This window comes from Kitasatospora sp. NPDC088160 (assembly GCF_044741445.1).
GTDB lineage: Bacteria > Actinomycetota > Actinomycetes > Streptomycetales > Streptomycetaceae > Kitasatospora.
In genome coordinates this window covers 97717-111896 of sequence record NZ_JBIUSS010000002.1, presented here as the reverse complement: position 1 = coordinate 111896, position 14180 = coordinate 97717, and the positions used below count along the sequence as shown (strand labels likewise).

Here is a 14180-nt window from a genome sequence, read left to right as displayed (position 1 = left end):
ACCTCCTTCTCCAGTGGGGGAGTTGGTCAGGCGGCGGGCAGGTGGTCCAGGAGCTGGGGCAGGGCGGTGATCACGGGCACCGGCAGGTCCCGGTAGACCCGGTGGCGGTCGTAGAGGACGGTGTCGCTGATGCCGGCGCGAAACGCGCCGAAGATGTCGTTGATCAGGCCGTCCCCCACGAACAGCGCGTCCGCGGGTGCGCAGCCGAGCTGGCCGAGGGCGGCAGCGAAGATCCCGGGCTCCGGCTTCTCGACTCCGGTGATGGTGGAGTCCACGACCACGTCGAAGAAGTCGAGCAGGCCGAAGCGGGTCAGCTCCTCCACGAGGGTACCGTCCGAGTTGGAGACGGCCGCCACCGCCAGACCCCGGCTTCGGATCTCGCCGAGCACCGCGGCCGCGTCCGGGTCGAGGTCACGGTACAGGTCGGTGCGGTCGGTGCAGCGCTGCCAGGCACGGCGGCCGGTCTCCGCCCCGACACCCAGCAGCTGCCCCCACGTCGCGCCGACCTTCTCCGGCCGGGTCAGGCCCTGCGGGAAGTCGAGGTGGTGGGCCTCAGCGGCCGTGGCGAGCGCCGCTTCGGCGGTCTTGGCGCCGACGCCGGGTGCGCCGGCGGCGGTGAGTTCCTCGCTCATCACCTGCCCGCTGGGGTGGATGAAGGTCATCCCGATGTCGAACAAAACCGCCTTGCGGACGCTCATGCGATCACCGTCAGGAAGGAACTGTCGAGTGCGGGCCGGGTGCCGGTGCACATCGCCAGGTACTCCTCGCGCAGCGCGCTGCCGATCGAGTGGTCACCGTGGCGGGGGTGTTGGCCGTCCACCTGGCCGACGACGCGGACCTCGTCCAGCGTGCCGGTGACGAAGACCTCGTCGGCGCCGTGCAGGTCACCGAGGGTCAGCGACTGCTCGACGGCCGGGATACCGAGCCGCTCCGCGAGGGCCAGAACGGTGGCACGGGTGATGCTGGGCAGGATGCCGTCCGTGAGCGGAGGCGTGGTGATCCGGCCGTGCCGCACGGTGAACACTGCGGCGCCCCCGGTCTCTGCGACGTTGCCGTGCTGGTTCAGGAGGATCGCCTCGTCCGCACCCCGCTCCAGCGCCTCCACGCGAGCCAGACGGAATCCAGAGTAGGCGGCGCCGGTCTTCGCAGCGGTCGGCAGCGCGTCGTCCCCGATCCGCCGCAGTCTGCTGACGATGCACCGCATCGGCTCCACCGGCCGGACCGGTGCCGGATAGCACGTGACGATCGTGCCGGTGGTCATCTCCGTGCGCTCCGCGGTGTAGCGGCCGGTGTCGACGTACACCGACGGACGCACGTACACGTCGGTCTGAGGGTCGAGCGCCTCCAGCAACTGCCGGATCCCGTCGCGCAGTTCGACAGCAAGGCCGGGGTGGGGGATGTTCATCAGGGCGGCGGAGGTCTCCAGGCGCTCCAGGTGCGCATCCAGCCGCACGACGGCGAGGCGGCCGTCCGGCTGCCGGTAGGCGCGCAGGCCCTCGAAGACGTTCACCGCCCGCATCGCGGTCTCGCTGGTGACGTGGATCGTGGCTTCCTCCCAGGGCCGCACCTTCCCGTTGTGCCAGATCATTTCGGGGATATTGGCGCTCATCGTCCTTCTCTCTTCCGGGTCGGGGGCGGTGCTGGGTGGCCGACCGGTCGGGTCGGCCACCCAGCACCGCGCGGGGAGCGCGGTCAGGCCGCGGCCGGCACCTTGACGTCGAGGTGGGCGGCGAGTTCGAGCAGCGCGGGGGTCGCCTCGCGGCGGCACATGAAGTCCTCGCCCCGCGCGCCCTCGACCAGGTACGGGCGGAACACCGAGCCCTCCTCGAAGCCCTCGCGGTCCAGGAAGAACACCTTCATGCCGCGCTCGCGGGCCCGGGCCTGCACCCGGCGGCGGTCGGCGTGGCTGCCGATCACCAGCAGCGACCGCGCTCCCGGGAGGAAGGGGACGTCCGGGATCTGCTCGTGGTAGCGGCGGACGTAGTGCTCGTCCAGCCCGGCCCTGGCCATCAGGCCGTCGAAGTTGTTGGTGATCACCGGTCCGACCAGGTGCCCGGCGTCCGCCAGGCCACGCAGGGTCCGGTGACCGATGGTCGGCTCCGCTTGGAGGCACGCCCGGGTCATCTCGGTCAGCTCCGGCATCTTCGACTCCGGTGCGCCGAGGATCTCGGGCAGGAACGTGTCCTCCCCGGGCGACAGCACGAACCGGTGGTCGGTCATGTCCGTCACCCGGTAGACCTCGTGCAGCCGGTGCAGCGGCGGCACGCCCGCTTCCACCGACATGCCGCACCCGACCTCGACCTGGAACGGCAGGAAGTCCGCGATCATGGACAAGTCCGGGATCAGCGTCGGGTTGCCCCGTTCCTCCTTGATCCGCATGCCGGCTGCCATCACCTTCCACGGCATGTTCTGGTCGTGGAGCGCGGGCATGTGCCCCGCGGACGTGATCGTCACGTCCAGGCTCTCGTACCCGGCCGGGAGCGTGCGCCCGGCCAGCTCGTCCTGCGGGTGAACCCGGTGCGGCACCACCGTGCACTCCAAGTCCCCGCGCCGCCACAGCCCCGCCCGCTCCTGCTGCCAGCCGCCGTCCGCGAGTGCCTTGCGGACCCGGTCGACATGGTGGGCCAGCTCGGCCTCCGGGTAGGAGGCGCTGTGGAAGACGTACAGCTCGGGGACGGTGAGCACCGTCCCGCCACCGGCCCGCTTGGTGTCGTAGCGGTACCGGTAGTGCAGGATGCGGCGGCGGCCGTCGTCGGGGCCGGTCCAGCCCGATTCCGCAGCGTTGCGGGGGTCCTGGGTGCGCCGCCACAGGCCCTCTTCCAGGTCGCGGGGCCGGTCGCGCCGGCTGACGTACCGCTCCCACCGCTTCGCCAGGGTCGGCGAGAGTTCCGCTGCCTCGTACGGGAAGTGCATGGTGCTCTCCCTGCTGTAGATGTCCGCGCCGCGAGGGCGCCCAGCCGATTCCGTGATCAAGTCCCCGCACCGCGGCAGGACCGTGCCGTAGCCGCTGGGGCGGGGGAACGCGGCAAGATCACGAGAATCGCGATCCGGAGGTGCGCCTCGGCGTAGAGGGAGGAGCAATACCTGGCGTTGGAGCCATCGTGGTCAACCGACCTGCGGTTCAGGCAAGTTGCCGAGACCCGGCAGCCAGGGCGAGGGCATGCCGAAGAAGAGGCGCACTACCGACCATTGCAGTCCGTGCCGTACCGGACACTGACCGCACGCAAGATGATGACTTGCCGTCAGGGCGCTGGCAAGGGTTCGCGATAGGAAAAATTTTCCTGCAAGCCAAGTTGTATGGGCTCTGCTCGGTTGAGCCACTACGATCGATCTGACTTGGGAGGTGCCGATGCCTGGAGAACCCAACCCCCGACGCCGGAGGCTGGGCGCCGAGGTGCGCCACCGTCGCGTTGAACTCGGGTGGTCGCTGGAGGCATCGGCCAAGCAACTCGGGTACGGGTCGGCAAGCACCGCCCACAAGATCGAGTCCGGCCACCAGAAGATCACTCTCCAGCAGCTCCCCCACTTCCTCGGCGTCCTCGGAGTCACCGAGCCGGCCGCTCAGGAATTCTGGCGGGAACTGGTGGTCAGCGCGAACAGCGACGACTGGCACGAACGCTTCCCGGGCGACGCGGACGACCCGTTCGGCAGCTACTACACCGACATCGAACTCGCCAGGTCGGCCTTCCTCTGGTCCCCGACCGCCCCGCACGGCCTCCTCCAGCACCCCCTCATCGAACGAGAGATCATCGAGGCCGGTCGCGGCTGGAGCACCCCTGCCGACATCGACCGGTTCGTCACCATGCGCGCCGAACTTCGCGAACGCGTCCTCTCCCGTCAGCCACCGCCGACGATCACCTCCGTCCTTACCGAGGGCCAGCTCCGGCAGGAGATCGGCGGACGTCCCGGAGCGCGCCAGCAGGCCAGGCACCTCGCAGAACTGGCGAGGACCGTCCCCGGCATCAAAATCCTCGTGCTCCCCTTCGCCGCCGGCGCGCACGCAGGGATAGACGGCCCGTTCATGCTGATGGAGTTCCCTACGGGCCGCACGAGCGTCACCATCGAAGGCAGACGGTCAGCTCTCCACATCCACGAGGCCGATGTCGTCACCGAGTACAAGTCCGTCAGCGAGCACATGATGGACGAAGCCCTCTCGCCCGAAGACTCCCTCACCTTCCTGGAACAACTCGCTGAGGAATATGCATGACCCTGCACAGCGGCGCGCCCGTCCCCACCGTCCCGCGCACTGACGCCGACCCCGTCTGGCTGGCCCAGCACCTTGCCCGGGCCCAGTGGCGTTCAGCCAGCACCGGCGGTACGAACTGCGCCGAGGTCGCCCTCCTGCCACGCGGGATCACTGCCGTACGCGATTCCCTCAACCCTGACCAGCAGCCCCTGGTTCTCTCCGACGCGGCGTTCGAGCAGTTCGCCGACGCGGTCATCGCCGACCTGTTCCGCAGGCCGCCCGGCCTCGACTCGAACCCCGTCACCGCGACCGGCAAGAACGAACTCGCCGCCGAGTGGCTGGCCACTCACCTCGACTCGGCCACATGGCAGTTCGGGGGCAGCGAGAGCATCGGCGTAGCCTTCCTGCCCCGTGCCGTCACCGCCTTCTGCAGCCCCCTCAGCGAGGACAGGCGCCTCCTGATCTTCGCGCAGCCCGAGATCACCGACTTCTTCGCAGGCATCAGAGCCGGGCTGTTCCGTCGGTGAGGAGGCAGCAGCTGTAGCGGCGAACCTGGGCTCGTGTCACGACATGCCGTTGTGCAGCCTGCCGTCCAGGTACGCCCGCACCGGTTCGAGCAACCCGTGTGGCACGAACTCGGGGACCGGGTCGTGGGTGACCTGCATGGATGCGGCCAGCTCTCCAGTTCAGTCCCGTTCGGCAGCAACACACGCAAGGTCGCCAGCAAGGCAGCTGTGTCGGTCAGGTCTGGCAGCACCACCTCGGCGCCAGCCACACGATCCGGGCCACGGCTACGGTGGCCCGGACAGGATCCTCTCCGGTGTCGCAGAACAGGACGTGGAGCTTCGGCGTCCGGTTCGGCTATCCGGCTGTTGCCGGGGCCAAGGACTCGCGGCCGAGCCAGCGCCGCAGCGCCGCCGGTACCGTGACGGTGCCGTCCGGCTGCTGGTGCTGTTCCAGCAGGGCGGGCACCAGGCGGCTGGTGGCCAGGCCGGAGCCGTTGAGGGTGTGCACGTAGGCGGCCTTGCCCGCTGCCGGGCGGTAGCGGATGTTGCCGCGCCGGGCCTGGTAGTCCCGGGCGTTGGACACCGAGCTCACTTCGACGTAGCCGTCGATGCTGGGCAGCCAGACCTCGACGTCGAAGGTCTTGGCCATCGAGGCGCTGGTGTCCTCGGCGGCGAGGCGGGTGATGCGGTGGTGCAGGCCGAGCGCCTCGACCAAGTCGGCTGCCTTGGCCAGGAGTTCCTGGTGGGCGGTGTCGGACTGGTCAGGGTGTGCGAACTGGAACATCTCGACCTTGTTGAACTGGTGGCCGCGAAGGGTGCCGCGGCCGGCGGCGCGGTAGCTGCCGGCCTCGCGCCGGTAGCAGGGCGAGTAGGCGACGTACTTGCGGGGCAGTTCGGCCTCCGGCAGGACCTCCTCTCGGTGCAGGTTGACCAGGGCAGTCTCCGAGGTCGGCAGCAGGAACCGCTGTGGCCCGGCTTGGGCCTCTTCGAGTGCGAAGACGTCCTCGGCGAACTTGGGGAACTGGCCGGCGGTGTAGCCGGCCTGGTAGGTCAGCAGGTGGGGCGGCAGGATCAGCTCGTAGCCGTCCTGCACGTGGGTCTCGATGAAGAAGTTGAGCAGCGCCCATTCGAGCAGAGCGCCGTTTCCGCGGTAGACCCAGTTGCCGGTGCCGCCGAGCTTGACGCCGCGCTCGTAGTCGATCAGGCCGAGCCGGCGAGCCAGGTCGACATGGTTGTACGGCTCGAAGTCGAAGACCGGCCGGACGCCGTGCTCACGGACGACCTGGTTCTGTTCCTTGCCTCCGGCCGGCACGTCGTCGTCGGGCAGGTTGGGCAGTTGGTCGAGGAATGCCTGGCGCTCACCGGCCAGGGCGGTGAGCTGCTCTTCCAGGGCGGCAAGACGGGTACCGAGTTCGGTTGCCTCGGCGCGCTTGGCGGCGGCAGCCGGGTCCGCCTGGTCGAGCCGCGCGATCTCGCGAGAGATCTGCTTGCGCCCGGCGCGTAGCGTCTCGACCTCGGTCGTACCGTGCCGGTACTTCTCGTCCAGGGCGAGGAAGTCACCGAGGTCGACGTGAACGGCTCGCCTCGCCAGCGCGCGTTCGACGCGCTGGGGGTGCTCGCGGATGACAGTGATGTCCAGCATTTCGGGTCCCATCGATCAGTCGGAGTCCGACGTGATCCCTTGGGAGCGTGGGCGAGAAGGGAACTCGCGGTGCCACCACGCCTTCGCCGGCACCCGGAGATGCCAGCCTCGACAGCTCGATAACGGGAGCGAACCGGCGGGGCATTGGGCCGCAATCCGCCGTTCCTCCCCGCACTCGGGAGGGGATTCACCCCAGGGCGCGAGGCTGCCTTCCCAGCTGCCGGCAGCTCTCTCGGCTCGCGTGCCCTGCGACTACTTGTCTCCGTCAGCGCGTTGCCGAAGAGGATAGAACGCCCGGGTTCCACGAGCAACGCAGAATCGCCCTCCAGATTCAGCCGATCACCCTGAGCGATGTCACGGCGAGGGACGGCCGTCGAAGCTACTCACTCCCGGAAGAGCCTCATGGAGCGGGCGTTCTCCTTGAAGCCGAGCGATTGGTACAACCGCTCTCCGTCCGCGCTGGCGGTGAGGTTGACCAAGCCACAGCCCTGACCCCAGAACCACGCGAGCAGGCAGACCGTGACGGCTCTACCGTGTCCTTGGTGGCGGTAGCCCGGTTTCGTCAGGACCATGTGCACGTACCCAGTTCGGCCGGAGTACGTCGGCCCGGGTGGCGCCTGGTAGATGCTCCCGAGTGCGGCGGAGACGAGGTCACCAGCGGGATCGTCGACGACGACGAAACCCGCCATGTCCACGGCGCGAGCGAGTCCATCCGCCAGGTAGGCAGTGAGTTCCTCGAACCACCGGCCGGTTGGGGCTGCCTTGACCATCTCCGAGCGAAGGCGGGCTATCGACAGCGCGTCTTCCTCCGTCGCTCTCCGTACATCCACCTCGCCTTGTCCTTCGATCGGGTGGCCTCGCGACATGCCTATGGACAGCCAGGGACCGTCCCTCGCCCACCATCAGGTCAACACCGATCAAGGTGAACGGCAACTCGGACCGACCGACACGGCTACCGTATTCGCATGACTGCTGCCCCTGCGCCTGTCCGCGTCCGCTTCGCTCCGAGCCCTACCGGCATGTTCCACGTCGGTGGCGCCCGCTCGGCGCTCTATAACTGGGCGACCGCACGACAGCGCGGCGGCAAGTTCGTCCTGCGGATCGAGGACACCGACGCGGCCCGCAACCGCGAGGAGTGGACCGAAGGGATCATTAGCGCGCTCGCGTCCATCGGCATCTCGAAGGCGGACCCGACGTTCGAAGGCCCCTACTTCCAGTCGGAGAACGTGACCCGTCACCGCGAAGCCGCCGCCGAGTTGTACGAGGCCGGCCTCGCGTACTACTGCGACTGCACGCGCGAGCAGGTGACCGAACGCACCGGCTCCCAGCAACTCGGCTACGACGGGTTCTGCCGCGAGCGCGGCCTCGGCTTTGAGGCCGGGCGGGCCCTGCGGTTCCGTACCCCGGACGAGGGGGTCACGGTGGTGGCCGACCTGATCCGCGGCAACCCCGAGTTCCCCAACGCGGCGATCGAGGACTTCGTGATCGCCCGGGGCGACGGCAGCCCGGTCTTCCTGCTGGCCAACGTGGTCGACGACCTCGACGAGGGAATCACGCAGGTCATCCGCGGCGAGGAGCACCTGTCCAACACCCCGAAGCAGCAGCTGCTGTGGCGCGCGCTGGGCGCCGAGCCCCCGGTGTGGGCACACCTGCCGGTCATCGTGAACGAGAAGCGGCAGAAGCTGTCCAAGCGGCGCGACAAAGTGGCGCTGGAGGACTACCTGGCCGAGGGCTACCTGCCGCAGGCCATGGTCAACTACCTGATGCTGCTGGGGTGGGGACCGAAGGACGATGTCGAGATCCGTCCGTACGCCGAGCTGGAGCAGCTGTTCCGAGTGGAGGACGTGAACGGCTCGTCGGCGTTCTTCGACGTGAAGAAGCTGGCCTCGTTCAATGGGGAGTATCTGCGGGCCCTGCCGGTGGAGGAGTTCGCGGCGGCGTGCGCCCCGTGGGTGTCCGCGCCCCGGGCCCCGTGGAGTGCGGAAGCGTTCGACCCGGCGCGGTTCGCCGCCGTGGCCGGTCTAGCCCAGACGCGGATCTCGGTGCTGTCGGAGATCACCGCCTACGTCGACTTCCTGTTCCTGGAGGAGCCGGTGCGCGACGAGGCGTCGTGGGCGAAGGCCATGAAGGACGGGGCGGCGGCTCTGCTGCGCCAGGCGCGGCAGAGCCTGGCCGGGGCGGGCTGGGACGCCGCCTCGCTCAAGGCCGTTCTGGAGGAGACGGCCGCGGTGTTCGGGTTGAAGCTGGGCAAGGCCCAGGCGCCGGTCCGGGTCGCTGTAACCGGGCGGACGGTGGGACTGCCGCTGTTCGAGTCGCTGGAGGTCCTTGGCCGCGAGCGCACCATGGCGCGCCTGGACAAGGCGCTGGCCGAGCTGGCGTGATGCCCGAGGGCCCGCACGCTCCTGGTGGGCGTGCGGGCCTTGCTCGTCTTCTGGTTGTTCAGCGCAGGTCGACGAGACGGTGCTCGGTTCCCTCCGGCTCTGCGGGCATCGACCACAGCGGGCAGACCGGGATGGTGGTGCGGTCGCAGTCGCTGCTGGTCAGGGTCTTCTGCAGGTGGTCGTACGCCGCGCAGCCTCCTCCGCAGGTGGAGCTGTGTGAGCAGGTGCGGCAGTTCGCGGAGATGGTGTTCACGAGGGTGAGTTCGCTGATCCCGTCCTGGAGGCGGGGGTGGATCGCCCCGTCGCGGAACTCGCCGTAGTGGAGGTCGGTGTCGAAGAACGCCGAGCAGATGTACACCCTGCCGTCAGGGAAGATCGCGAGGCGTTCGAGGTTGCGAGCGGTGCAGCCGCCGTAGCCGGCGGCCCGCAGGGCGGGAAGCTGGTCGGCGGTGGCGAACGCGGGCGGGTAGAAGACGCGCACGCGGCGGCCGGCGGCGGCTTTACGGATCTGGCCGCACAGCTGCACCCACTCGGCCGGCGGGATCTGGAAGTGGGGCTTGTCCAGGCCGAGCCCGGTGGGGGTGAAGTAGTGGAAGGAGAGCATCTCCAGGCCGATGGAGTCGGCGAGGTCGATGGCGTCGAACACGTCGTCCCGGTTCGCGGTGGTGACGGTGAAGATGGCGCGGGTCTGGAAGGCGTCGGCGACGGCGCGCTTCATGCTCGCGAGCAGGGGGCGCCAGGTCTTCTCGCCCCGCATCTGCTCGTGGGTCTCCTGGCGGGCGCCGTCCATGGAGAAGGAGAAGGAGTCGAGGCGGCCCTTCAGCAGGGGCCAGGTCTTCGGGGCGATGAGGCCGTTGGAGGTCAGGACGGCCTTGTAGCCCTGGTCCTTGCAGATGTCGAGGATGTCGCCGAACTGGGGGTGGGTGGTCGGCTCGCCGCCGAGCAGGTAGACCTTGTACTGGCCGTAGGCGACGCGGAGGCTGGAGAGGATGTCCTCGACCATGGCGGGGGTCATGCGCCGCTCGGCATCGAGCCGGGAGCCCATGTAGCAGTGCTGGCAGCGCAGTTGGCACTTCTCGGTGATGTAGAGGAACAGGAACGGTTCCTTGGCCGCGGTGGCGTGTGCGGCGGCGTGCACCAGGGTGTCGGTCACGGTGGCGATCTCCCTTGTCAGCGCAGGGCGTGCAGCGAGTCGGCTTCGCGGGCGCCCCAGGCCGAGACGGTCCACAGGATGCACAGCGGGGTGGTGTCGCGGTCGCAGGAGTAGAAGCCGTGGTCCTTGTAGGCGGGGATCTGGGAGTACGCGGGGCAGCCGCCGCCACAGGTGTCCGTCTTGGGGCATCCGGTGCACACCGGGTCGGCGGTGAGGTAGGCGTTGAGTTCGTTGTTCGGGTCGGGGTTCAGGACGAGCCGGTCGCCGTCGAAGGTGGCGTAGTGCCGGCCGTCGTCCATGAAGACAGGGCAGGCGAAGACGGTGCCGTCAGGGTAGACGTGCGGGCGGTCGAGAGTGCGGGCGGGGCAGCCCGGGTATCCGCGGTCGAACCAGGTCTGCTGGGTGTCGGCCTTGACGAAGGTCGGCGGGTAGTAGACCGCCAGGCGCGGCTCGGGCGGGAAGGCTTCGATCTCGGCGCAGAAGTCCATCCACTCGGTGGGGCTGAGCGGTTGGAGGAAGCGGCCTCCGTTGCCGGTTTTGCCGAGGTTGTGGAAGCTGAGGGTGTGGGCGCCGAGTTCTGCGAGGAAGGGGATGAGGTCGAGGACGTCTTCGCGGTTGGTCTGCGAGACGGTGCACATCACGCGGACCTGGTAGCCGAGTTCGCGTGCCCGGGCGATGTGGTGGACGACCTTGTCGTAGTTGGTGGGGTTGCCGCGGATCTTGCGGTGGATGAGCGGGTCGGCGGACTCCAGGGAGAAGTTGAAGCTGTTCAGGGTGGTCGGGGGGATCTTGTCGAACAGGGCGTCGTCGAAGTCGCCGTTGCTGCTGATGGTGACCTGGTAGCCGCGCTCGCGGCCGGCGGCGACGATGGCGGGCAGTTCGGGGTGCAGGGTGGGCTCGCCGCCGAGGAGATAGAGCTTGTCGTGGCCTCCGGTGATCCGGAAGTAGTCCATGACCTTGACGGCCTGCTCGACGCTCATCGTGTTGGCGGCGTTGAGGCGCTCGTTGCCCACATAGCAGGTCTTGCAGCGCAGGCCGCAGGCGGTGGTGGGGTAGAGGAAGACGAATCGTTCGCGGGTCTGGCGGTAGATCGGCAGGCGCGTGGTGGGCATACCGAGCGGGACGGTGGTCATCGGTGTCCTTCCGGTTCAGAGTGGAGGAAGGCGAGGCACTGGGCGGTCAGTGGTGCGGCGAGGACGTGGGCGGCGGAGGGCAGCGGGCAGGCGGTGCCGTCCGGGGGTGGCTGGGCGACAGGGCTACCCGGGTGCAGGACTTCGGCGCGGGCCGACAGCTCGGTCCCGAACCAGCGCTCCAGGCCGATTCCCACAGGGGTGTCGGCCCAGGCGTCGGTGCCGGCTAGGGACTCCCACCGGTCGGCGAGCTGCTGCTGCGGACTGCCGGGAGGCAGGCGCAGCCGGCCCTTGTGCTGCTGGATTCGGGGCATCGGCCAGGCGGAGAAGTAAGCCGCCGCCCGGGCTTCGAGCGCCGGAAGCAGGCCGGCGGGGTCGTGGACGGCGGTCTTCGGGTCGCTGAGGAACTTGAAGACGACGTCACCCTTGCGGAACACCGACAGCGGGCAGTCGGCGAGGTAGCAGGCGGATCGCTGAACCGCAGGCACGGCCTCAATGCAGGTTTCGGTGAAGTCCAGCAGAGTATTCAGGGTGTCGAGGGTGAGGACTTCGCCGCAGTGGTCGAAGTCGAGGCCGGCGATGCGGTGCACGGTGCGCAGGCGCTCGGCGAACTGCCGCTCGCGGTCGTGGTCACTGCGGGCGGTGATGACGAACAGGTCGATGTCGCTGGTCGGCTTGTTGGTGCCGCGCGCGTACGAGCCCCCGACGAACGAGCACAAGAGGTTGGCACCAAAGGTCTCGACGGCCGCGCGGCCTGCCTCCGCAATGGCTTGGGTGCTGCTCATGCCGCCTGCCCGGTGGTGCGGCCGGGGCCGGCGGTGATGGCCTCGGCCACGACGAGGCCGCCGACCGCGGCCTGCAGGATGCCCTGGGCCAGTCCAGTGCAGTCACCGGCCGCGTACAGACCGGGAGCCGTGGTCTCCAGGCAGTCGGTGAGCGTCAACTCGTCCCACAGGTTTTCCAGTTCGAGCCCGATCACGGCGACTTCGGCGGCGGTGGGGTCGCTCATGGCGGTGCCGGTGAAGTAGGCCATCAGGTCTTCGAAGGCGCTGCACAGGGCGCTGTGGACGTCGCGGGGCAGGATGCCCGCGAGATCGGCCACCTGGTAGTCGCGCAGCGAGGGGTGGAAGCCGCTGAGCTCGGCGAAGCGGTCAAGACCGGTGCAGGTGAGGGAGCGGCTGCGGAAGTCGGGGTACCACTGGAGGACGGGCTTGCCCGGCCGGTCGGTCCTGAGCGCCCGGTAGGGCACGAGGAGGTTCTCCTCGACCCAGCCCGAGGTTCGAGGGCTGCTGTCAGGAGCGCGGAGCTGCGCGAGGAGGGCGAAGTTCGCGGTGCCACCCGTGTGCGCTTCGGGGATGACGTGGCCGTCGAGGAGGGTGTGGTCGCCGTAGTCCGTGAACTTGATCCGGCCGCCGCCGGGGCCCGCGCAGTAGCAGAACGTCTTGATCTTCACGCCGTTGGTGACGATGGTGGTCTTGAAGTCCTCGTGGATGTCGGCCCCGCGCCGCAGGAGCGCGGTCGGGGCCTCGAAGCGGACGCCCACGGACGGAACGGGCTCGGAGTACGAGAGTCCGAGGCCCCGAAGGGTCTGCCGCCACCAGCGCTGGCCGCGCCGGCCGACCGCGACGACCACCGAACTCGCCTGCACGGTCTCGCCGGGACCGGCCAGCCCGGCGACCTCGGCGTGCCACGCGTGCCCGAGCGGCTTGAGGGAGGCGACCTGTGTCTGCATCCGTAACTCGGTGCCCGGCGCCGTTGTGATACGGCGGTGGAGCCGGTCGATCAGCGAGCGGACCTGCGACGCGCTGAGCGAGGCCACCGGGTAGTCCTTGACCTTGAACGGCCCAGGGGCGGGGAGGGCGCCGCGGAACACCGGCCGACTCTCCCCGCACAGTCGCCGCATCGCCCGGTCTGCGACGGCTTCGGCCCGTTCGGCGCCGAGGAGTTCGGCCAGCCGCCGGCCGCTGGGGAACTGGGAGAGCTTCACCCCGTCGCCGTAGTGGATGGAGCCGCCGAAACCGGAGATCACGTTGCAGATGCCCTTGCAGCCGTTGCAGGAGCGCATGAGGTCCACCGGGCAGGTACGGCGCCGGTGCGGGCGGCCGGCATCGACCAGCAGCACCCGGGCTCCGCTTTCCGCGAGCCGGTCGGCGGCGACCAGCCCGGCCGGCCCCGCCCCGATCACCAGCGTGTCGACGATCGTGGTCAACTGTGGCCTCCATAGTGGTTCTCGATCCAGGAGGAGGCGGCGCGAGCGGCCTCGACGGCCGGCCGGTTGGCCTCCTCGATGAGGGTGATGACGGCCGGGTGGTGCAAGTGCTGGTATTTCGAGCGGCCGTTCAGCACGGGCGTCGCGCATAGGTCGACGACCAGCGAGCGGGCAGGGGCGTCCGCAAGGCTGGCGACATGGTCGAGGTAGTCGGGTGTGAGTCCGGAGGTCGCGAGGACCAGGTCGAAGCCGCTGTCCCGTACGGTGTCGGGCAGGTCCGTGATACGCAGAACGGTCGGCCGGGTGTTCCCGGGCCTCAGGAGCCTGCGGAGCTTCTTGGGGCTGCGGGTCAGGAGGAAGACGTGGCGCTCATCGCCAAGTTCCCGCGCGACGGCCTGCGCCAGCATGCCGCCCCCGACGACCACCAGGTTTCGTGGGTGCGTGGCTGGCGCGTCCAGGAGGGTGCGGGCGAGGTCGCGGTAGTCGAGCCGGGCCCGAAGGCCGAACCGGCGCCGCGCCTGGGTCGCGAGCAGGAGTATCTCCGCGCCCACCGGGCGGAGCAAGTGGCTGACGGGCAGCCGCTCGAAGGCCGCGTGGACCTGCTGGAAGACGAACTGCTCCCCGAGGACCAGGGACATCGTGCCGGCGGCGATCCGGGCCAGTCGGGAGGCAGCGGCCTCGTGGCCGGTGAGCCTCCGGCTGAGCGGGGTCGGGAGCACCGCGGCGGCAGCTGCCGCGGGTTCGGCCTCGTACCACTCGACGCGGTGGCAGGTCCGCAGTAGCAGCCCGGTCATCGAGCCCATCCCGGCCGCGCCGTCCAGTTGCTGGAATGCTGCTCCCAGCTCCCTCAGCGAGTGGGTGGTGGTGTCGTTGAAGGCGCACCAGGCGATCCGGCCTGTGGCGGCTGCCGAGCTGATCCTGTTTTCGCGTGGTGGATCAGCAGTCTGGGCCATGAGTACCTCCTCAGTTCCAG

At 69.4% G+C, this 14180-nt stretch carries 13 protein-coding genes; 3 read left to right on the top strand and 10 right to left on the bottom strand.

Annotated elements, in window-relative coordinates:
* Positions 1 to 26: 26 nt before the first annotated feature.
* The 3 genes from ACIOGZ_RS02940 to ACIOGZ_RS02930 all read right to left on the bottom strand — a co-directional run bounded on the left by ACIOGZ_RS02940 (position 27) and on the right by ACIOGZ_RS02930 (position 2913).
* A complete protein-coding gene (locus ACIOGZ_RS02940) occupies positions 27 to 698 on the bottom strand; it encodes an HAD family hydrolase (RefSeq protein ID WP_400473475.1) in 672 nt (223 codons plus the stop codon).
* Positions 695 to 1609: an aminotransferase class IV gene (locus tag ACIOGZ_RS02935; RefSeq protein ID WP_400473474.1), complete on the bottom strand. Its 915-nt coding sequence runs from the start codon at positions 1607 to 1609 to the stop codon at positions 695 to 697. The genes ACIOGZ_RS02940 and ACIOGZ_RS02935 overlap by 4 nt, the downstream gene beginning before the upstream one ends.
* Before the next feature lie 83 nt (positions 1610 to 1692).
* Positions 1693 to 2913, bottom strand: coding sequence for a hypothetical protein (locus tag ACIOGZ_RS02930; RefSeq protein ID WP_400473473.1), 1221 nt, complete (start codon positions 2911 to 2913; stop codon positions 1693 to 1695).
* 436 nt (positions 2914 to 3349) lie between these two features.
* Between ACIOGZ_RS02930 and ACIOGZ_RS02925 the strand changes: the two genes are divergently transcribed.
* Positions 3350 to 4207 (top strand): helix-turn-helix domain-containing protein, encoded by an 858-nt coding sequence (locus ACIOGZ_RS02925; RefSeq protein ID WP_400473472.1) that lies wholly within the window; start codon positions 3350 to 3352, stop codon positions 4205 to 4207.
* A complete protein-coding gene (locus tag ACIOGZ_RS02920; RefSeq protein WP_400473471.1) occupies positions 4204 to 4713 on the top strand; it encodes a DUF397 domain-containing protein in 510 nt (169 codons plus the stop codon). The genes ACIOGZ_RS02925 and ACIOGZ_RS02920 overlap by 4 nt, the downstream gene beginning before the upstream one ends.
* 334 nt (positions 4714 to 5047) lie before the next feature.
* On the opposite strand, the gene serS is transcribed toward ACIOGZ_RS02920, so the two are convergent.
* Positions 5048 to 6334, bottom strand: coding sequence for a serine--tRNA ligase (gene serS / locus ACIOGZ_RS02915; RefSeq protein ID WP_400984580.1), 1287 nt, complete (start codon positions 6332 to 6334; stop codon positions 5048 to 5050).
* A 383-nt stretch (positions 6335 to 6717) separates the two neighbouring features.
* Positions 6718 to 7164, bottom strand: a complete 447-nt coding sequence (locus ACIOGZ_RS02910) for a GNAT family N-acetyltransferase (RefSeq protein ID WP_400473469.1) — start codon at positions 7162 to 7164, stop codon at positions 6718 to 6720.
* Between the two features lie 189 nt (positions 7165 to 7353).
* On the opposite strand from ACIOGZ_RS02910, the gene gltX reads away from it, so the two are divergent.
* Positions 7354 to 8715 (top strand): glutamate--tRNA ligase, encoded by a 1362-nt coding sequence (gene gltX / locus ACIOGZ_RS02905; protein ID WP_400473574.1) that lies wholly within the window; start codon positions 7354 to 7356, stop codon positions 8713 to 8715.
* Between the two features lie 58 nt (positions 8716 to 8773).
* On the opposite strand, the gene ACIOGZ_RS02900 is transcribed toward gltX, so the two are convergent.
* From ACIOGZ_RS02900 to ACIOGZ_RS02880, 5 genes are read right to left on the bottom strand one after another with little or no spacing between them, the layout of a single operon-like run.
* Positions 8774 to 9868: a radical SAM protein gene (locus ACIOGZ_RS02900; RefSeq protein WP_400473468.1), complete on the bottom strand. Its 1095-nt coding sequence runs from the start codon at positions 9866 to 9868 to the stop codon at positions 8774 to 8776.
* A 17-nt stretch (positions 9869 to 9885) separates the two neighbouring features.
* Entirely contained in the window at positions 9886 to 11001 is a 1116-nt protein-coding gene (locus ACIOGZ_RS02895; protein WP_400473467.1) for a radical SAM protein, read from the bottom strand.
* Entirely contained in the window at positions 10998 to 11783 is a 786-nt protein-coding gene (locus ACIOGZ_RS02890) for a nucleotidyltransferase domain-containing protein (RefSeq protein WP_400984576.1), read from the bottom strand. The genes ACIOGZ_RS02895 and ACIOGZ_RS02890 overlap by 4 nt, the downstream gene beginning before the upstream one ends.
* Positions 11780 to 13207: an FAD-dependent oxidoreductase gene (locus tag ACIOGZ_RS02885; protein WP_400473465.1), complete on the bottom strand. Its 1428-nt coding sequence runs from the start codon at positions 13205 to 13207 to the stop codon at positions 11780 to 11782. The genes ACIOGZ_RS02890 and ACIOGZ_RS02885 overlap by 4 nt, the downstream gene beginning before the upstream one ends.
* Positions 13204 to 14160: a hypothetical protein gene (locus tag ACIOGZ_RS02880; RefSeq protein ID WP_400473464.1), complete on the bottom strand. Its 957-nt coding sequence runs from the start codon at positions 14158 to 14160 to the stop codon at positions 13204 to 13206. The genes ACIOGZ_RS02885 and ACIOGZ_RS02880 overlap by 4 nt, the downstream gene beginning before the upstream one ends.
* Positions 14161 to 14180: the final 20 nt, after the last annotated feature.

Bases quoted from the DNA above. Each gene is read 5' to 3' on its own strand.
- ACIOGZ_RS02940 (WP_400473475.1), bottom strand. From the start codon at position 698: ATGAGCGTCCGCAAGGCGGTTTTGTTCGACATCGGGATGACCTTCATC.
- ACIOGZ_RS02935 (WP_400473474.1), bottom strand. From the start codon at position 1,609: ATGAGCGCCAATATCCCCGAAATGATCTGGCACAACGGGAAGGTGCGG.
- ACIOGZ_RS02930 (WP_400473473.1), bottom strand. From the start codon at position 2,913: ATGCACTTCCCGTACGAGGCAGCGGAACTCTCGCCGACCCTGGCGAAG.
- ACIOGZ_RS02925 (WP_400473472.1), top strand. From the start codon at position 3,350: ATGCCTGGAGAACCCAACCCCCGACGCCGGAGGCTGGGCGCCGAGGTG.
- ACIOGZ_RS02920 (WP_400473471.1), top strand. From the start codon at position 4,204: ATGACCCTGCACAGCGGCGCGCCCGTCCCCACCGTCCCGCGCACTGAC.
- serS (WP_400984580.1), bottom strand. From the start codon at position 6,334: ATGCTGGACATCACTGTCATCCGCGAGCACCCCCAGCGCGTCGAACGC.
- gltX (WP_400473574.1), top strand. From the start codon at position 7,354: ATGTTCCACGTCGGTGGCGCCCGCTCGGCGCTCTATAACTGGGCGACC.
- ACIOGZ_RS02895 (WP_400473467.1), bottom strand. From the start codon at position 11,001: ATGACCACCGTCCCGCTCGGTATGCCCACCACGCGCCTGCCGATCTAC.
- ACIOGZ_RS02890 (WP_400984576.1), bottom strand. From the start codon at position 11,783: ATGAGCAGCACCCAAGCCATTGCGGAGGCAGGCCGCGCGGCCGTCGAG.
- ACIOGZ_RS02880 (WP_400473464.1), bottom strand. From the start codon at position 14,160: ATGGCCCAGACTGCTGATCCACCACGCGAAAACAGGATCAGCTCGGCA.